Annotated in this window: 15 protein-coding genes and 3 tRNA genes; 3 read left to right on the plus strand and 15 right to left on the minus strand. The window is 64.5% G+C overall.

From position 1 onward, the window contains the following. Positions 1 to 2: 2 nt before the first annotated feature. On the minus strand, positions 3 to 905 hold the full coding sequence (locus LGR64_RS15325) for a LysR family transcriptional regulator (RefSeq protein ID WP_012204737.1): 903 nt from the start codon (positions 903 to 905) through the stop codon (positions 3 to 5). A 132-nt stretch (positions 906 to 1037) separates the two neighbouring features. Here LGR64_RS15325 and ycaC point away from each other — a divergent pair, with 132 nt between their 5' ends. From ycaC to LGR64_RS15340, 3 genes are all read left to right on the plus strand, one after another. Then, positions 1038 to 1664 carry an isochorismate family cysteine hydrolase YcaC gene (ycaC, locus tag LGR64_RS15330; protein ID WP_034392043.1) on the plus strand — a complete coding sequence of 209 codons (627 nt, stop codon included), beginning with the start codon at positions 1038 to 1040 and terminating at the stop codon, positions 1662 to 1664. Between the two features lie 10 nt (positions 1665 to 1674). Beyond that, positions 1675 to 2364 (plus strand): hydrolase, encoded by a 690-nt coding sequence (locus LGR64_RS15335; protein ID WP_141833730.1) that lies wholly within the window; start codon positions 1675 to 1677, stop codon positions 2362 to 2364. Between the two features lie 486 nt (positions 2365 to 2850). After that, positions 2851 to 3189, plus strand: coding sequence for a hypothetical protein (locus tag LGR64_RS15340; RefSeq protein ID WP_141833733.1), 339 nt, complete (start codon positions 2851 to 2853; stop codon positions 3187 to 3189). A gap of 20 nt (positions 3190 to 3209) precedes the next feature. Here the strand turns inward: LGR64_RS15340 and LGR64_RS15345 are convergent, their stop codons facing one another. From LGR64_RS15345 to LGR64_RS15410, 14 genes are all read right to left on the minus strand, one after another. After that, positions 3210 to 3623 carry a type IV pilin protein gene (locus LGR64_RS15345; protein ID WP_185070527.1) on the minus strand — a complete coding sequence of 138 codons (414 nt, stop codon included), beginning with the start codon at positions 3621 to 3623 and terminating at the stop codon, positions 3210 to 3212. A gap of 95 nt (positions 3624 to 3718) precedes the next feature. Then, a complete protein-coding gene (locus LGR64_RS15350; RefSeq protein ID WP_230355989.1) occupies positions 3719 to 8197 on the minus strand; it encodes a pilus assembly protein in 4479 nt (1492 codons plus the stop codon). Between the two features lie 46 nt (positions 8198 to 8243). Next, entirely contained in the window at positions 8244 to 8837 is a 594-nt protein-coding gene (locus LGR64_RS15355; protein ID WP_034392036.1) for a pilus assembly PilX family protein, read from the minus strand. Beyond that, the gene (locus LGR64_RS15360) at positions 8834 to 9628 is read right to left on the minus strand and encodes a prepilin-type N-terminal cleavage/methylation domain-containing protein (protein WP_047468784.1); all 795 of its coding nucleotides are present in this window, start codon (positions 9626 to 9628) and stop codon (positions 8834 to 8836) included. Before LGR64_RS15360 ends, LGR64_RS15355 begins: the two co-directional genes overlap by 4 nt. A 28-nt stretch (positions 9629 to 9656) precedes the next feature. Continuing rightward, entirely contained in the window at positions 9657 to 10178 is a 522-nt protein-coding gene (pilV, locus tag LGR64_RS15365) for a type IV pilus modification protein PilV (protein WP_230355991.1), read from the minus strand. A gap of 23 nt (positions 10179 to 10201) precedes the next feature. Further along, a complete protein-coding gene (locus LGR64_RS15370; protein WP_141833742.1) occupies positions 10202 to 10714 on the minus strand; it encodes a GspH/FimT family pseudopilin in 513 nt (170 codons plus the stop codon). A gap of 450 nt (positions 10715 to 11164) precedes the next feature. Then, positions 11165 to 11240 (minus strand) — tRNA-His (locus LGR64_RS15375). Positions 11241 to 11495: 255 nt separating this feature from the next. Then, positions 11496 to 11571: transfer RNA gene (locus LGR64_RS15380), tRNA-His, on the minus strand. Between the two features lie 74 nt (positions 11572 to 11645). Then, positions 11646 to 13541 (minus strand): SurA N-terminal domain-containing protein, encoded by a 1896-nt coding sequence (locus LGR64_RS15385; RefSeq protein ID WP_141833745.1) that lies wholly within the window; start codon positions 13539 to 13541, stop codon positions 11646 to 11648. A gap of 60 nt (positions 13542 to 13601) precedes the next feature. Next, positions 13602 to 13677, minus strand: a tRNA-Val gene (locus LGR64_RS15390). 14 nt (positions 13678 to 13691) lie between these two features. Further along, entirely contained in the window at positions 13692 to 13964 is a 273-nt protein-coding gene (locus tag LGR64_RS15395; RefSeq protein WP_012204727.1) for an HU family DNA-binding protein, read from the minus strand. A gap of 452 nt (positions 13965 to 14416) precedes the next feature. After that, entirely contained in the window at positions 14417 to 14986 is a 570-nt protein-coding gene (pgsA, locus tag LGR64_RS15400; RefSeq protein WP_026062576.1) for a CDP-diacylglycerol--glycerol-3-phosphate 3-phosphatidyltransferase, read from the minus strand. A 77-nt stretch (positions 14987 to 15063) separates the two neighbouring features. Further along, complete coding sequence (gene uvrC / locus LGR64_RS15405) at positions 15064 to 17016, minus strand: excinuclease ABC subunit UvrC (RefSeq protein ID WP_013803124.1); 1953 nt, start codon at positions 17014 to 17016, stop codon at positions 15064 to 15066. A 58-nt stretch (positions 17017 to 17074) separates the two neighbouring features. Beyond that, on the minus strand, positions 17075 to 18061 hold the full coding sequence (locus tag LGR64_RS15410) for a Bug family tripartite tricarboxylate transporter substrate binding protein (protein WP_141833748.1): 987 nt from the start codon (positions 18059 to 18061) through the stop codon (positions 17075 to 17077). Positions 18062 to 18073: the final 12 nt, after the last annotated feature.

The following is an 18073-nucleotide window of genomic DNA, read 5'->3' on the forward strand; positions in this document are numbered from 1 at the left end:
GCTCAGTCTTCGTCCAGCGCCTCAAACCGCTCTGCCAGAAAATCCAGCAGCGCCCGCACGGCCGGCAGCAGCCCGCGCCGTGAGGCGAACACCGCATGGATGATCTCGCGCCGTGGCGCCCAGCCCGGGATGACGTGGACCAGCTCACCGCGCGCGATCTGCTCGCGCACCATCATCGAGGGCAGTTGCACCACGCCCACCCCCGCCAAGGCCGCCGCGCGCAGCGCCAGCATGCCGCGCGTGACCAGGCGCGGCCGGTGGCGGATGGCCGCCTGCGTGCCGTCCGGGCCGATCAGGTGCCACACATGCTCGTGCTGCGGCAGGCCCAGGTCCATGCTCGGCAGGCCTGCCAGGTCGGCGGGCACCTGGGGGATGCCGCCTGTCAACAACCGCGGGCAGGCCACCAGGCATTGCCCGCGCTCGGCGAGCATGCGCATCACCAGGTCGCTGTCTTCCAGCGGCGGCGGGCGCACGCGGATGGCAACGTCGATTCCTTCGCCCACCACGTCCACGCGGCGGTTGGTTTCCTCGAGGTGGATCTCCACGCGCGGGTACGCGGCCATGAAGGCCGCCAGCATGTCGGCGATGCGCGCATCGAGCAGTGCCACCGGGCAGGTCATGCGCACGATGCCGCGCGGCTCGGCGTGGGTCAGCGCGATGGCCTCGTCGGCGGCGTCGGCCTCCACCAGCATCGCCTTGCAGTGGCCATAGTAGGTCTGGCCGGTCTCGGTGACGGCAAATCGCCGCGTGGAGCGCTGGATCAGGCGCGTGCCGAGACGCTCCTCCAGCTGCGCGATGCGCCGGCTCAGCTTGGATTTGGGCATCCCCAGCGCGCGGCCCGCGGGCGCAAAGCCGCCGTGGTCCACCACCTGCACGTAGTAGTAGAGGTCGTTCAGGTCTTTCATTGCACACCGCCTTCATCGTTCCTCAGATAGGACTCTGATGGCAAATATTAACGACTACCGCGTTCATCGTTCAAATCCTATTCTCTATCCGTCAGCCAAGACCTTTGTCTCGGCGACCCAAGGAGATTCACCATGACCAAGCCCTACGTCCGCCTGGACAAGGACAACGCCGCCGTGCTGCTGGTAGACCACCAGACCGGCCTGCTATCCCTTGTACGCGACATCGACCCGGACAAGTTCAAGAACAACGTGCTGGCGCTGGCCGACATCGCCAGCTATTTCAAGCTGCCCACCATCCTGACGACCAGCTTCGAGAACGGCCCCAACGGACCGCTGGTGCCGGAGCTCAAGAGCCAGTTTCCCCAGGCGCCCTACATCGCCCGGCCCGGCAACATCAACGCCTGGGACAACGAGGACTTCGTCAAGGCCGTGAAGGCCACGGGCAAGAAGCAACTCATCATCGCCGGCGTGGTGACCGAGGTGTGCGTGGCCTTCCCCGCACTGTCGGCCATCGAGGAGGGCTTCGACGTCTTCGTGATCACTGACGCCTCCGGCACCTTCAACCCCATCACCCGCGATGCGGCGTGGAATCGCATGTCGCAGGCCGGCGTGCAACTGATGAGCTGGTTCGGCGCTGCCTGCGAACTGCACCGCGACTGGCGCAACGACGTGCAGGGGCTGGGCACTCTGTTTTCCAACCACATCCCCGACTACCGCAACCTGATCACGAGCCACACCATGCTCACCCAGGGCAATTGAGGAGAAGACCGTGAGCACACCCCAAACCATCGCCAACTTCAACGGCGCCCGCCCGGTCATCGATCCCGACAATGTGGCGATGCTGCTGATCGACCATCAAAGCGGCCTGTTCCAGACCATCAAGGACATGCCCTTCACCGAGGTGCGTGCCAATGCCACCACACTCGCCAAGGTAGCGACACTGGCGAAGATCCCGGTCATCACCACCGCATCGGTGCCGCAGGGTCCGAACGGCCCCTTGATCCCCGAGATCCACCAGTACGCCCCGCATGCCCGGTACGTTGCGCGCAAGGGCGAAATCAACGCCTGGGACAACCCGGAGTTCGTCGCTGCCGTCAAGGCCACTGGGCGCAGGCAGCTCATCATCGCGGGGACGATCACCAGCGTCTGCATGGCCTTCCCCAGCATCGCCGCAGTGCACGAGGGCTACCAGGTCTTCGCGGTGATCGACGCCTCGGGGACCTACTCGAAAATGGCGCAGGAGATCACGCTGGCGCGCATCGTGCAGGCTGGTGTCGTGCCGATGGACACGGCGGCGGTGTGCTCGGAGGTGCAAAAGACCTGGAACCGTGAGGACGCGTTGCAGTGGGCGCAGGCCTACAGCGCCATCTTTCCGCCGTACCAATTGCTGATCGAAAGCTACTCCAAGGCGCAGGAAGTGGCCAGGAACGGTGAGCAGCTGGATTCGCAACGCACCTGACTGCAGTAGCACGGCACGGGTAAGAGGCCGCTTGCCCAGGGCAGGATGGCGCGCCAGCGCCCCGCGAGTTTGTCAGCCGGACTGCAGGCTTGCGGCGTCTCCCAGGCCAGGGGCAGAAGTCATTACACTTGTCGCCAAGCCGAAAGGCCCGGTGTGTCGTAACACCTATCTGGAGAGGTTGCAGCCCCCACCTTCAAGCGGGGTTTTGTCATGCCCAAATTTAAGAGGCTGGTGCGCCCGTGCGCGCCAGCCTGCATGGTTTCGGGCGAGATGGGCCTACCCGCGAGGATGGCCGCACGGCTCCGGACGTGTTACGAACATCTCGTCCACCCGTCGCCCTTCGTAAGGCAGCGTGTGGTGCTCAATGAGCCCGGAGCAAGAACCATGACCGCATCTTCACCCGCTTCCCGACCACCCCCTTCCCTCACCACTCGCCAAGCGGGAAAAGCCAAGGCTTGCCGCAGGCATCGCAGGACCCACTGCACCATGCGGACCGCGCTGGCCTTCATGCAGCGATCCCTGGAATTCCTGGTGCGCGTGGCAGGCGAACACGACAACGCCAACTACGACGACGACGGCACCGATGCCGATGTGGAGCTGGCCGTGGAACTGGCGCTGGAGCACATCAGGCGCCTGCGCGCAGCGGGGCCCATGGAGCGCGAGGCCTTCGCCCAACACTGGAACATGGCGGCGGCCGCCATTCGGCTGGGGACGCTTGCCTACGGCCGAACCGACAGCACCTACTACCGCATGCTGGGCTTTGTGCAGCAGCAGTTCGAGGTGTCGGCGGCCATGGTGGAATTTGTGGATGAGGCACAGGACTGAGGCCCCGGCCCCGGTGGCGCTCAGCGCCAGCAGTCTCCCACCGTTCCCAAGGGCGAGATGCCCTTCACGCCCAGGGCGTTCAGGGTGTAGTCGCCGCAGCGCCTGTCCGATGCCTGGCGGCCGGTGCGCGTGGCCTTGAGCGTGTAGCCGCCGTCATTGGCGGCCGTGGCCATCGTCAGGGTGTAGTGGCCGTTCTCGGACTTGTCTCCCCAGGGCAGCCTGAGGTTGGCGACGGAACTTGTGTATCCGCCGTTCTGCGCCCGCCAGCGCTCCTGCCGGGCGGCGGCCTCGCCCAGCAGGCTTTGCGCTTCCACGCGCCGCGATCGCAGCACGTATTCCTGGTAGGAGGGGTAGGCGATCGCCGAAAGAATGGCGACCACCGCCACCGTGATCATCAGCTCGATCAGCGTGAATCCATGTAGCTTGCTGCGCACGCATTTCTCCTTGGGGGCCCGCAGGGCCAGCCAGACGGCCGGGGCCGGCAGGCCCCTGTGTGTAGTGGATGGGTGTGTAGTGGATGGGATGGCGGTCACGGGTTCGCGGGCTGGCGGCGCCAGCTCTGTCGCCCCCGGTCCACTCCGCTGTTGATATCGTCGCCCCCGCTCTTGCCTGCGCCTCCTGCCCCGCTTTGCTTTCCGCTGGAGTCGAAGATCTTCGCGCCGCTGATGGTGGGTTTGCCCGGCCCCACCTCGTAGCCGTTGACCTGCTGGCCTGCCAGGTTGTCGGAGGCGTTGAAGATGCCGTCGCCGTTCACATCGAAGGCGACATAGTCGGTCTTGCCCCCGGTGTCGGGATCGATGGCGTAGATCGTGCTAGCCAGGCCTGCGGAGCAAGGGTCGCCCAGCGGTGGCCGGATGGAGGTGAACACCAGTCCCCGCCCGTACAGGCTCATGTCGTAGACCAGTCTTTCTCCGTCGCGCGGCAGATCGACGTACCAGCCCCAGCTGTGCACATTGGAGTCGGCGGTGCTGGTGGCGTCCTTGTACCAGGTGACCGGGTTGGCCGACAGGGCGAACTTGCCCGGAAAGCCGCTCACCTGGGTGAACTGCTGGGCCTGCAGATCCCCGCGCCCCTTGCCGGCGGTAGGCAGCGGCTGCGGCGCAGTCGTGGCGGGTGTGCCGTAGCGATCCCAGATACCGAACACCGATTGCCGGCGCATGTCCAGCTTGTCGTCATCCGTCATGAAGCGGCCCGTGCCGAAGGCCACCACATCGCCCTTGCCGCTGGAGTGCCGCACCACGTAGGGTGCGGTGGTGATGGACAGCCGCTTGCCGCCGCTGCGTTCGGACTCGCGTGCCACAAAGAACAGTTGCGCATTCCATGAGCCGCTGGCACCGCTGGCCAGGTCCACGCGCCATACATTGCCCGCAAGATCACCGGCATAAGCCATGTCCACCTTGCCATCGCCGTTGTTGTCCACCACGGCGGCGCGCGACAGGCCGTTTTTCGGCGCAGGCAGCGCGCTCAACTCCGCGGCCGTCATGCCTGCCGCGAAGTCAAAGCGCCGGATGACCTCGCCACTGGAAACATCCAGCACAAACAGGCTGGACTCGCCGGAGGCGCTGTTCGACGCCTGGTAGCCATTGGAGAGGAACACCACCCACTTGCCCATGGACCGGCCGGCGTCGTTGAGCCGCGCCACGACAGGCGCGGGCATCGAGTAACCCATGCGTTCGTCCTGTTCAACCCCGAACTCCCACAGCAACCGGGGGGAGGTGGGGTCCGTGACGTCCAGCGCGAAGACCTGTCGCCCGCCCGCGCCCAGGCTGCCGACCAGCACCCTGTGCCAGGCGTTGCCGAAGTAGACATCGGAGACCACGGGCGTCCCGTCCACGAAGTAGCGGTGGGGAGCGCCGCCCGCGCCATACCGGGACGTCAGGACATTGAGCGAATTCTTCACGCCCGATGGAATGAAGGCGAACTCCTCCTTGCCCGATGCCGCGTCGAAGGCATGCAGCATGCCGTCGTTGGCGCCCACATACAGCATCTCCTTGGCAGCCTGTTTCGCGGCAAAGGCGGCATAGGTGGTGCTGCCCTCCAGCTTGTCCGCGGCGGAGGCACGGTACAGGCCGCCCTTGACCCGCACCAGCGAGGAATTGACGATATCGCCCAGCACATTGAGCTTTCCGCTGGCCAGGGGCTTGCGCACGCGCAAGTCATCGCGCACCTCGCCACGCAGGAACTCGATGCGCTTTTTTGCCTGGCCATCGGCGGAGTTCGTGGCCGGGTCCGTGTTGAGCACGGCCAGCCAGGATGCATCGGAACGCTGCCCGCTGAGACTGGAGTACGTGAAAGGGCTCAGCGACACGGCACTGCCGGTCCTGCTGGGATAGTAGATCTTGCGGTCATCGGCGGACCGCTCGGACAGGAGTTCCGCCGCGCTCCAGACCAGCGTTCTGTCGCTGGTGGTGAGCTTCTCGCGGATGACGTCGCCGCTCCAGTACTGGACCTCGAACGTGGTCCGGTACAGGTCGGCGCCTTCGCCCAGTGTCGCAGTGGGCATGTCCACGCTGACCGCCGTCACGGAACTGATGCTCTGCAGGATGTCGTTGAACGCCTTGGTCAATTGGTCCTTGAGCGTGCCGGCATTGGTCACCAGAAAATAGTTGTCCGGATCTCCCGTGATCTTGGAGGGGTCGCGGTCCGGCACACCGTACTTGGCGGCATACCACAGCGGCCCCTTCAGGAAGCTGCCCGCGTCGGTCGCATTGCCGGGAGTGAAGCTGCGGGTGGCCGTGAGCCCCAGGTTCGAGCATTCCGTGCGCTGCTGGGCCGAGATGCTGCCCCGGCAGTAGCCCGGATCGCGATTGGGGGGCGTGTTGTAGGCGTAGTAGGCCGAGGCGGTGTCCTTGTCACGCACCTCCAGGTACATGCCGTCCTTGGTGGTACCCGAGATCACATAGCCCATGTGCTGCCCCAGGCCGCCAGCGGCGTACTCGGACACCATGTCGATCTTCACCGTGCCATCGGCCTGCAGCGCGATCGTGTAGCGCGCGATGGCGTCCATGTCATGGTCGGCGCCCTGCTCCACGTCCTCGTAGTTGATGCGGAACTCCGCATAGGGCCGCCCGCCATTGACCGAGGCATCGATGTCCGCCTTGCCCGTGTTGGCAATGTTGACCACGTAGTAGTCGACGATCTGGTTGGTCGGCGTGAAGACCGCATTGTTCACGGTGCTGCCACCGGCACTGCCGGAGACGGTCTTGGCAAACGGCGCAATGGTCACAAAGCGCTTGCCGCCGATCGGAAAGCGTATTTCCGGCAGCGGTGACGCAATGGCCACGGAGTAGGTCCTCAGCGCATTCTTGCCCTGGCTGTTGCCGAAGATGGCATTCCTGGCGCCGAAACGGGCCACGCCTGCGGCATAGTAGGTGCCTTCCTTGCTGGGCTCCTCGGGAGACAGGCCGCGCGCCCAGGACAGGTCTGCAATGGTCTTGACCGAAGGAGCCTGGTCGGCATTGGCCGACGTTGACTGGCCGATGAAGAAGTTCTTCCCGTCTATGCGCTCGGCCGAGCCGATGGCCGCCACCTCGTCTGAGACATTGAAGCCATTGAGGGCGCTGGCGCCGACGCTCGCGTAGCGGCTGCCGGGCAGCTTGCCGTCGTAGGAGGGATTGATGTCGCTGAGCACCGTCATGACGGGACGGGAGCAGTACTGGTAGCCGCCCCCGCCTTCGGCCTTGGCCCTGTAGGGCGTTTCCCAGGCGGGCTTGGACAGGCCCAGGGACGCATCCTTGGAGGAGCCGCCGGCGTAGTCATAGATGCCGAGGGCCTGGGATGCGCCGCCGAAATAGCGCATGGTCTCGAACATCATCTCGCTGATGGGATTGCCCCACATGGCGCACTTCGAAGGCTTGTCCAGCGAACTGATGGGGCCGGACGTGATCCAGCCGCATTCCACGTATTTGCCGCCGGTGTAGCCGATCAGGCGCTGGCGGTCTATGTTGGCGACCACGCCATTGACACCCGTCTTGAACTGGCCCGTCTGAGGGTCGACTTCCTCTGCGAAATTGCTGATATTGCGACGCAGCACGCCGCCGGCGATGTTTTTCTCGTACGAGCCTGTGAGCAGGCCGAAGTACATCTTCCCGTTCTCTCCGAAGTCGTGCAGCAGCCCCGTGGGCTTGTAGATGGTCTTGCCGCCGTTGGGATAGGCCTTGCAGCTGGCCTCGAGCAACTGGACATTGCTGCTGGAGCAGGCCTCCACAAGCAGGTTGTAGTCGGTGATCCTGCTGCTGCCTCGCGCGCACGAATTGCCGCCTGCACAGTTGCTCTGCCCTGCAAAGCCCTCCTGGGACACCCAATCCCAGATCTGGAACGAGGAGTCATTGAGCACGCGCAACTGGGTGACGGCGTCAGTGGTCTCCTTCAGCGTGGTGACGGCAAACAGATGGCGCGTGCCGACCGCCGGCGGGCGCAGCGGCGCATAGTCCGAAATGCTGTAGACCTTGGCATCCCGCGCAGGGTCATAGGCCTTGCCCCAGCTGTGCGCATCCCTGGGAATGTAGGCGGTCTGCAAAACGGTGCGCGAAGCCGTGTCCTCCGCACGCATGCCGCCATAGAGCACGCGGCGTATGGCGTCCATGCGCGATGTGCCCAGATAGTTCAGGAAGTCGCCGCTCCAGTTGTTCGAGCACTTTTTCCTGTTGCTTCCGGTCGCTGCCTGCGAGGGCACGAAAACACCCTTGGAATAGCTGTAGCAGACGTTGTTGTTGAAGTAGCCGTAGTAGTCGATCTGGTTCGGCTTGTACCCGACATCGATCACACCGTCGCCGTTGAGGTCGGAGGCATCGTTGTAGGCCTCGTAGTACAGCTTGTGGTCACGCCCCATCACCAGCATGTTCAAGGGCGCCAACGCCTGGTTCACGAACAGCGGCATCTGGGACAGCACGGTGTCCGCACGCCCCTGGGCATGCGCCGGCGTACTGGTCAGTGCCAGTGCGCACGTCCACAGCGCCAGGGCCGGCCACGCGCGTGCCCGGCCCTGGCGCGCCCTCGGGCCATGCATGATTTTCCAACTTGCAATGCGAGCCATTGAAGCTCCCTCCCCCTGCTTACTTTATGAACATGTTGACGCTGGACCGCAGGCACAGCGCATCCGCTCCGCAGGCCTGGGCCTGCGACTTTTCCGTGGCCTGGGCATTGACCTCATAGAAGTCCGTGCAGCCGGTGGCGGGTGCATCCAGCGCGGACGTCGCACTACCCGACTTGGGACAGGCGGTCGTGATGTATCGGGGATACCAGTACCCATCGGGCTTCTGAAACCCGGCCGCCTTGGCCTTGGTCGTCCGAAAATCCGTACCGAGCCCGATGGAGTCCGTACGCACGTCGGACACCGAGCAGGGAATGCCGCTGCCCTCGGCCACCGGAGTGCCGGCGCCATTGCAGGGCTTGAGTGCGACGGCATGCTCCAGCAGCTTGCGCTCGCCTTCTCGCAGCGTGCCATCCGCGGTTTCATACAGCCGCTGGCTATCCACCATGTTGGCGGCGATGCGCGCCTCCAGCGTGGCCACGCGCATGCCGACCACCGCCAGCAACAACACCAGCAGCAGCATGATCATGGACACCAGCAAGGCATTGCCGCGCTGGCGCCCGTGCAGGACACAGGACATGCAGCGGCGGCTCCGGGCTCCGATCAGCGCGGTCATGGCATCAGATTCCTCAGGGTGAGCGTGCCGGTGGCCAGTTGCAGCAGGGCGCCGGCATTCGCATCGCATCGGGCCGCGGCGCCGCCCAGTTGCGCCCAACGCTCGCAGACGGTGGAGGCCATGCCCTGCGTCACCTTGCCGGAACTTTCCAGCAAGAGGGCAAGGCGCAGGGAACGGATGGCTTCCTGCTGCCCGGGCAACGTGGCCGCGAAGGCATCGACCCGGCGTATCGCGCCGGGCGCTGTCTGCCGATCGATGCCGAACTCGAAATGCACCGCCCGCACGCCATCGGCAAGCGGCACAACCTCCTGCGCTGCCCGGCAGACCAGCACACCACTTTCAACGGTGTATTTCTCCGCGAACATGCCGGTCGCCGGCGCCGGAGCGTCATAGGGGCCGGCGGCTCCCAGGTTCGCGGGCGTGCCCGCACAATCGGTTTCCGCAGCGTCCCGGGGCTGGAAGCGAAGGCAGATGCTCTGCGCGTCAGCCGCGTAGAGCGCCTGTCCCTGGGCGAACTGGCAGCCGTTGGGATGGGGCGAGGAATCGGCAGGAAATGCGTCGAACATCGCCTGCGAAGGGTCTCTTCTGTAGCCTGCCTTGGAAAACTCGGAGTCCAGCACGGCCAGCGCCAGCCGGCTGTTGCCGAGATTCTCGCTCTGCCCCACGCGAAAACCGAAGCTCGACAGCCCCTGCATGTAGATGGTGGTGGCAATCAGCACGAGGAACAGGCCGATGGCCAGCGCCACCAGAATCTCCACCAGGGACAGGCCCGCCTGGGACGGCATGCGCATGCGGCACGCCCATGCGCCCGGCCCGCGCTCAAAGCCGCGACCGCAGCGTGAATGTGCAAAATTCATTGTCGCTTCCATCCAGACATTGGCCTTTCTTGACCGGCCAGGCCACCGTCACGGACACCAGGCCATCGGCATCGGCGCTCACGGCGAAGGAGCTGTCGATGCGGTCCGCGGTGAGATCGGGCACCAGCTTGCGGGCCCGATCGCCCCAGCAGGCCAGGCGCTGCTCCCGCGGCTGCGGCAAAGGCTGGCAGGCCGCCGGGGCCGAGGGCATCGCGGCACCCTCCAGCTTCTGGTAGCCGCCCAGTTCCGCCACGGGCGCGCCCTTCGCGTCCAGGACCGTGGCCGTATCCCCCCGCAGGGTCTCCAGCAGTTCGGAAGCCAGCATGGATGCCATCTGGCGCCGCTCGGTATCCACGGTGTATTCAATGGCACGCACATGGATGCGCACGGCGCCCAGCAGCCCCACGGCCACCAGCAGCACGGCGACGAGTACCTCGATAAGGCCTGCGCCGCGTTGCCTGCGAGAAGAAAAAGGAATGGACATGTTGCAGACCCGTTGCACGCGCATCAGCAACTGCCGCCGGCAGGCAGCCGCTGCTGGCGCACAAGCCCGGCGCGAGTCACTCTCAGGCAGTGCATGCGCGTGGCATGGCGAGCCGTGACGGTCAGCGTGTACAGCGTGCTGGCGCCGGAGAACTGCTTGGCGGTCCCCGTGGTTTCGAACAGGACGCCCTGGGAAGAATCACCGGAGGGCGACACGGTCACGGCATCAGGCACCCGGGCCTCGCGCACCAGTTGCCCTCCCGACTTGGCGGACCATGTCTGCCCCGCGCCCACGAAGCTGCTTTCCACCCGTTTGTAGACCGCTTCGGAGCGAGCCAGCTGCAGCAACGACTGCAACTCGAGCGCAGCCGAGCTGACGCGCTGGTTGGCTATTTGAGCAATGAAGGAAGGAGCGGCCAGAGCGGCCAGAATCGCGACCAGCGCCACCACAACCATCATCTCGATGAGGGTGAAGCCACGGGGCCGTTGCCACCTGCCGCCTGGACAGCCGTTGCGTGTGTAACCGGGATTTTTCATGCAAGCGTGCTTCTCGTTGGCGGGGGACCATGCGACAGGCCTGCAAGCCCTGCGCCATTGCTCTTGATTGATGCTTGCAATCGTAATTCAATAGCAATGCAAAACACCTATTGACACAGGTCATGGGACAAATATAGGACTTGTCTTATAAAAACCTGCGCAGAGCGCAATACCCCATCCAGCAAGCCCGGCCCGCCGTCCGCGCACGCAAGCTCGGCGGAACGGCCCGCGCAACGGGCATGGCCACGGTGGCGGTACGGCAGATCGCGAAGTCAGGCAGGCAGGCCTCGCATCAAGCGCCTGAAAATCCACGGCAGCATGAGCGGCTGCAATCCAGCCGCAGCGCGATTGGCCATGCGAATATCCCGCCTGCTTCCAACCCGAGGAAGATAAAGTTTTCGCCCAAAGCAAAAATCCCCAGTGCATTTCTGCACTGGGGATTTTCTTGTTTGGGGTGGCTGATGGGGCTCGAACCCACGACAACAGGAATCACAATCCTGGACTCTACCAACTGAGCTACAGCCACCGTTGAAGCATTCGATTATATGCCAAAAACCAGCAGGCAAATGCTTTGGAACAGGCGTTGCGTGACGGATCGGGAGCAGCAGGAACAAAGGCGCATCGGGGGACGCGGGCAACGTGCAGGATGCCGCCATCCTCCATGCAGCCGCAGCCGGCAGGGGCCTTGCGCGGCGTCCCTGGAGCTTTCGGGGACAACCAGTCCCCCTGCCGCCCAAAGCAAAAATCCCCAGAGCATTTCTGCTTTGGGGATTTTTTTATTTGGGGTGGCTGATGGGGCTCGAACCCACGACAACAGGAATCACAATCCTGGACTCTACCAACTGAGCTACAGCCACCGTAGAAGAACGCTATTCTATTCCAAAAAACTGCTTGATTTCTGAAATTTCTGTTTTGCTAGAAATTTCTCTCATCAGGGGCGCGGGACCTTGATCTGCACCTTGAGCTGTTTCTTGAGAAGCTCGTAGTATGCCATAGCTTCTGCGACCGCAGAGCTTCGCAGGAAGTCCTGCTTCTGCGCGGCAGCAGCCTGTGCATCATCGGCCGGGCGCTCGACGATGCGGTTGATCTTGACCACGGCATAGCCTTGGGCACCCATGTCGACACCCGTCCAGGCAGGCAGCTGAGCGGTCGGTGCGCGCAGGGCGGCATCCACCACTTCGCGCGACAGGCCTTCGGGCTGGTCACGGCTGATCACCTTGGCGGCAGGCAGTTGCGCCGCATCAGGCTTGGCCTTCCATGCTGCAAGCTTGGCCTCGCCATCGGCCTTGGCCAGTTCGGCGGACTTTTGCGCCACGTACAGGGTGCGCAGCTTGTCGCCGACCTCGGCCATGGGCAGCGTGCGGGCAGGTGTGTACTCCACCACGCGGCCGGCCACCAGTTGGCTGGAACCCAGCTCCACCGCATCGGTGTTGCGCTTGTTGTTCAGCGAGTCGCTGGAGAACAGCGCTTCCAGGAAGCGGGGATTGGCCAGGGGGCCCTTGACGTTGGGGCCGGGCTGGCGCGTCACATGGTCTGCCTTTTGCACGGTGAGCTTGAACTTCTCGGCCACGGGCTGCAGGCTGTCCGACTGTTCGTAGACGGCATTGGAGAAACCTTCCGCCAGTTCGGCGAACTTGCGCTGGGCCTGCTGCTGCTTGAGTTCGGCTTCCAGCTTGGGACGCATCTGCTCGAAGCTCGGAGCCTTGGGCTTCTTGATGTCCACCAGCGAGATGATGTGGTAGCCGAAGTCGCTGTGCACCACGTCGCTGATGTCGCCCACTTTCATGCCGAAGGCTGCGTCCTCGAACGGCTTGACCATGGCACTGCGGCCAAAGTAGCCCAGATCGCCGCCCGATGCAGCGGAGCCACCGTCTTGCGAATTGGCCTTGGCCAGTTCGGCGAAGCGCTTGGGGTCCTTGCGCAGCTCGGCCAGCAGCTCCTCGGCCTTGGCCTTGGCTTTTTCCTGCTCGGCAGCAGGCGCATCCTTGCTTGCATTGATCAGGATGTGGCTGGCACGGCGCTCTTCGGGGCCGGCCAGGCGCTCGGCGTTCTGGTTGTAGTAGGAACGCACATCGTCTTCGCTCAGCGTGATGCCGGCCTCGATGCTGGGAACGTCCAGCAGCAGGTATTCCACCTTGGCCTGCTCCGATTGCTGGAACTGGCTGGTGTGGGCATCGTAGTAGGCCTTGAGGTCGGCCTCGGTGGGCTGGACCTTGCTGGCGTAGGCGCTGGCTTCAAAGCGGGCCACCTGCACTTCGCGGCGCTGGTACAGCGCATCGATGGCCTGCTTGACCTGGGTGTCGGTCGCAAAGGCCGTACCCGTCACACCACCCATCACCTGGTTCATGGACAGCTCGCGGCGCAGGTTGGCCTCGAAGCCTTCGGGCGTCAGGCCCTGCGATCCGACCAGGGCGCGGTAGGCCTCGGCATCCATCGAGCCATCAGGCTTCTTGAGCGCGGCAATCGCGGGAATCTCCTGCAGCGTGCGCACCAGTTGCGCATCGGACGCTGCCAGGTGCATCTTCTGCACGGCAGCGGCCAGCACCTGGTCACGCACCATCTTCTCCAGCGTGGCGTAGCGCGCCTGCGGCGAGTCCAGCAGCTTGGGGTCGATGTTGGGGTTCTCGGCGCGCAGGCGATCACTCTCCATGCGGTGCGCGTTCTCCCAGTCGGCCTGCTTGATCTCATGACCATCGACACGTGCGACGATGACGCTGGACTCTGTGAAGTAGTTCTGGTTCACACCCACGAAGATGAACGAGGGAATGATCAGCAAGAACAACAAGATCATCACGAACTTGGAATGCTTGCGGATGGATTCGAACATGGTCTGTCGTCTTTCAATGGCAGAAATAGAAAAGGCGAACTTTCGTTCGCCTTTTGTTCTTGGTGGGTGCTGACGGGGTCGAACCGCCGACCTACGCCTTGTAAGGGCGCCGCTCTACCAACTGAGCTAAGCACCCCACCTTGACTGGTGTCAGTTCAGGGCATCTTTCAATGCCTTGCCCGGACGGAACTTTGGAACCTTGGCGGCCTTGATCTTGATGGTTTCGCCGGTGCGGGGGTTGCGGCCCGTACGAGCAGCGCGCTTACCAACGGCGAATGTGCCAAAACCAACGAGCGACACTGTACCACCCTTTTTGAGGGTTTTCTTCACAGCCTCAATCGTGGAATCCAGTGCACGAGCAGCCGCAGCCTTGGAGATGTCGGCGTTGTTAGCGATGTGCTCAATCAGTTCGGTTTTATTCACAAGATGCCTCTGGAGAAATAAGTGAATGGGATGTCTCTGCGGCCACCAACTTGGCTCGACCAGAAACCCGGCGCGACGGATACGGAATCTGGCTTGCCGTTCGACGCCTGCCTCGGGGCAGACATCGGTGAATTAAAGCCATCGACCTTCCAGGTGTCAATGCACGCTGCGCATCGCAGCGACAGGGGACGATTCTATGCGGTTTTGGCGCCAGCTTTGGCTTTGCGGCCGGTTTTTTGCGCCCGGCGCAGGCTAGCGGCTTCACGAATTGACAAGGGTTGACAATGGACTTGTCCGCTGCAGGCCTTGCCAGTGCTGCAATGCGCCTCACCGCTTCGCATCCACGACGCCGCAGCGGCTGCCCTGCCTGATTCAAATGCTTCCAAAAAAATAGCAACGCCAGACAGTTTGACGTGTCTGGCGCAGGATCCCGGGAACGGCCGGAAAGGCCCTCAGTGCGTGACCCGCGCGCGGATCTCGGGCAGGGCTTTTTGCAGGTAGTACACCATCGACCAGACGGTGAGCACCGCCGCCACCCAGATCAGCACCTGGCCCCAGACGCCGGTGTCGATCATGCCGAACACACGGCCGTCGTACAGCAGGAAGGGAATGGCCACCATCTGCGCCGTGGTCTTGAGCTTGCCCAGCATGTGGACGGCCACGCTCTTGCCCGCGCCCAGGTGCGCCATCCACTCGCGCAGGGCCGAGATGGCGATCTCGCGGCCGATGATGATCAGGGCCACGAACACATCGGTGCGCTGCAGGTGCACCAGCACCAGCAGCGACGCGCAGACCAGGAACTTGTCGGCCACCGGGTCGAGGAAGGCGCCGAAGGCCGATGTCTGGTTGAGCTTGCGCGCCAGGTAGCCGTCGAGCCAGTCGGTGGCCGCGAAGACGATGAACATGACCGTGGCGACCAGGTTGCGGGTCGCCACATCGAACGGCGCGTAGAACACCCCGACGATCAGCGGAATCGCGACGATCCGCGTACAGGTCATCAAGGTGGGGATTGTGAGAAACATGGCCGCCATTGTGTCACGTACCTTGGTGTTTGAGGTTCTGTTTCAAGGCCCGCGGTGCAGCCTGCGGGACGGTCATTTCAATGCAATGCACGGTAGATATCTTCAGCCAGCGCGGCCGAGATGCCGTCCACGCTGCACAGGTCCTCGACGGTGGCTTCGGACACGCCGCGCACGCCGCCAAAGCGCTGCAGCAGGCGCGCTCGCTTCTTGGGGCCGACGCCCGGAATCTCTTCGAGCTTGCCGCCGCCCACGCGCACCTTGGCACGCGCCGCGCGCATGCCGGTGATGGCGAAGCGGTGGGCCTCGTCGCGGATCTGGGCCACCAGCATCAGCGCGGCCGAGTCGTAGCCCAGGTAGATCTTCTCGCGCCCGTCGGCAAAGACCAGTTCTTCCAGGCCGACCTTGCGCCCCTCGCCCTTTTCCACGCCCACGATGCGCGAGACATCGAGGCCCAGTTGCTCGAAGACTTCGCGCGCCATGCTGACCTGGCCCTTGCCGCCGTCGACCAGCACCAGGTCCGGCAGTTGCGGCTGCTTGCCCGTTAGCTCGGCACCGCCCGCCTCTCTTTGCGCTTCGGCCACGCGGCTGTAGCGGCGCGTCAGCACCTGACGCATGGCGGCATAGTCGTCGCCGCCCGTGATGCCCTCGATGTTGAAGCGCCGGTATTCGCTGCTTTGCATCTTGTGGTGATGGAAGACCACGCAGGAGGCCTGCGTGGCCTCGCCCGCCGTGTGCGAGATGTCGAAGCATTCGATGGTGAGTTCGTCCAGGTTCTCGCAGGCCAGGTCCAGCGCCTCGACCAGCGCGCGCGTGCGCGCCTGCTGCGAGCCTTCTTCGGCCAGCAGGCGGGCCATCTGGATGTCGGCGTTCTTTTGCGCCATCTCCAGCCAGATACGCCGCTGCTCGCGCGGCTGCTGCACGGCGGTGATGCGCACGCCGCCTTGCTCGCTCAGCAGGGCCAGCAGCTTCTTGTCCACCGGGTGGCTGACGATGAGCACGGGCGGCACGGCCACGCCGGTGTAGTGCTGGGCGATGAAGGCCTCCAGCACGATGTCCTCGACCGGGCGCGCGGATTCGGCAAGATTGGCCTCTTCCTCGCCGGCGTAGACCGAGGCGGCATCGCCCAGATTGGCGGGAAAGTACGGCCGGTCGCCCAGATGGCGGCCACCGCGCACCATGGCCAGGTTGACGCAGGCGCGGCCGCCCTGCACCTTCACGGCGAGGATGTCCACGTCGCGGTCGTCGGCGGTTTCTATGACCTGCTGGTGCAACACGCGCGACAGTGCCGTCATCTGGTTGCGCACCTCGGCGGCCTGCTCGTACTCCATGCGCCCGGCGTGCTCCATCATGCGGGCCTCCAGCTGGCGCAGCAGTTCCTGGGTTTCGCCGCGCAGCATGGCCTCGGCATTGCGCACATCCAGCGCATAGGCTTCGGGCGAGATCAGATCCACGCAAGGGCCGCTGCAGCGCTTGATCTGGTAGAGCAGGCAGGGGCGCGAGCGGTTGGCAAAGACCGTGTCCTCGCAGGTGCGCAGCCGGAAGACCTTCTGCAGCAACTGGATGCTTTCCTTGACGGCCCAGGCGTTGGGATAGGGACCGAAGTAGCGGTGGCGCTTGTCCACGGCACCACGGTAGTAGGCCATGCGCGCGAAGCGCTGGTGGGCAGGCTCGCCAGCCTGGCCGTCGCGCGCGGCCACGCCGGTGATCTTCAGGTAGGGATAGCTCTTGTCGTCCCTAAACAGGATGTTGTACTTGGGGTGCTGCGTCTTGATCAGGTTGTTTTCGAGCAGCAGGGCCTCGGCCTCGGAGCGCACCACCGTGGTCTCCATGCGGGCGATCTTGCCCACCATGTGGCCTATGCGCGTGCCGCCATGGTTCTTGGTGAAGTAGCTGGAGACGCGGCGCTTGAGGTTGATGGCCTTGCCCACGTACAGCAGGCCGCCTGCCGCGTCGAAATAGCGGTAGACGCCGGGCAGGCCCGGCAGCGCTGCCACCTGGGCCAGCAGTTCATCGGAATGGGATTCGGACATGCGCCTATTGTGGCCGCTGCCCGGGCCCGCCGCAGCGGGCCTGCGGGCCCCCGGGCTCTTACTCGGCCTCGATCTTCGAGGACTTGACCACCTGGGCCCAGTTGGACCACTCGGTCTTGACCATGGTGCCCAGTTGCTGCGGGTTCATGTAGTCCGCCGTGGCGCCCTGCTCCTGTGCCTTTTGCTTGAAGGCCGGGTTCTCCACCACCTTCTTGAGGTCGGCCGTGAGCTTGTCGATCACGGGCTTGGGCGTGGCGGCGGGCGCAAACACGGCAAACCAGGAGGTGGCGTTGACGCCCGCATAGCCGGCCTCGGCCGTGGTGGGCGCATCAGGCAGGCTGGGCAGGCGCTGCGTGCCGGTGACGGCCAGCACGCGCAGCTTGCCGCTTTGCACATGGGGCATGAAGGGCGGCGCCGTGCCGAAGGTCAGGTCCACCTGGCCGCCCAGCAGGTCCTGCAGCGCGGGGCCGGTGCCCTTGTAGGGGACGTGGACCATCTTGATGCCGGCCTGCTGCTCCAGCATGGCGCCCGTCACGTGCTGCAGCGAGCCATTGCCCGACGAGGCGTAGTTCAGCTTGCCGGGGTTGGCCTTGGCATAGGCCACGAGTTCGGCCAGCGTCTTCACGGGCAGCTCGGAGCGCACCACGATGATCTGCGGCGCCGACAGCACATTGGCCACGGGCTGGAAGTCGCCCTGCTCCCAGATGCGGGCCTTGGTCAGGTGGGGCGAGATGACGTGGTAGCCCGAGTACTGCATGAGCAGGGTGTAGCCATCGGCCTCGGCACGCTTGACCAGGCTGGCTGCGATGGAGCCGTTGCCGCCGCCCTTGTTGTCCACCACCACCGACTGGCCGATGACGGGCGCCAGCGCCTGGGCCGCCATGCGCGCCGCCAGGTCGGTGGTGCCGCCGGCTGCGGCCGGCACGATCATGGTGATGGTCTTGGCGGGGTAGCCGCCCTGGGCCAGCGCGGCTGTGCCGCCCAGGCCCAGTCCTGCGATGGCCATGGCCACGGCTGCGATCTGTCTGCGTTGAATCTTCTTCATCTTTGTCTCCTT

Origin of the sequence: Delftia sp. Lp-1 (assembly GCF_020523835.1) — a bacterium.
Lineage (GTDB): Bacteria > Pseudomonadota > Gammaproteobacteria > Burkholderiales > Burkholderiaceae_C > Comamonas > Comamonas acidovorans.

Coding starts and splice junctions, on each gene's coding strand:
- LGR64_RS15325 (WP_012204737.1), bottom strand. CDS start 905: ATGAAAGACCTGAACGACCTCTACTACTACGTGCAGGTGGTGGACCAC.
- ycaC (WP_034392043.1), top strand. CDS start 1,038: ATGACCAAGCCCTACGTCCGCCTGGACAAGGACAACGCCGCCGTGCTG.
- LGR64_RS15340 (WP_141833733.1), top strand. CDS start 2,851: ATGCGGACCGCGCTGGCCTTCATGCAGCGATCCCTGGAATTCCTGGTG.
- LGR64_RS15350 (WP_230355989.1), bottom strand. CDS start 8,197: ATGCATGGCCCGAGGGCGCGCCAGGGCCGGGCACGCGCGTGGCCGGCC.
- LGR64_RS15355 (WP_034392036.1), bottom strand. CDS start 8,837: ATGACCGCGCTGATCGGAGCCCGGAGCCGCCGCTGCATGTCCTGTGTC.
- LGR64_RS15360 (WP_047468784.1), bottom strand. CDS start 9,628: ATGCGCATGCCGTCCCAGGCGGGCCTGTCCCTGGTGGAGATTCTGGTG.
- pilV (WP_230355991.1), bottom strand. CDS start 10,178: ATGTCCATTCCTTTTTCTTCTCGCAGGCAACGCGGCGCAGGCCTTATC.
- LGR64_RS15370 (WP_141833742.1), bottom strand. CDS start 10,714: ATGAAAAATCCCGGTTACACACGCAACGGCTGTCCAGGCGGCAGGTGG.
- LGR64_RS15385 (WP_141833745.1), bottom strand. CDS start 13,541: ATGTTCGAATCCATCCGCAAGCATTCCAAGTTCGTGATGATCTTGTTG.
- pgsA (WP_026062576.1), bottom strand. CDS start 14,986: ATGTTTCTCACAATCCCCACCTTGATGACCTGTACGCGGATCGTCGCG.
- uvrC (WP_013803124.1), bottom strand. CDS start 17,016: ATGTCCGAATCCCATTCCGATGAACTGCTGGCCCAGGTGGCAGCGCTG.
- LGR64_RS15410 (WP_141833748.1), bottom strand. CDS start 18,061: ATGAAGAAGATTCAACGCAGACAGATCGCAGCCGTGGCCATGGCCATC.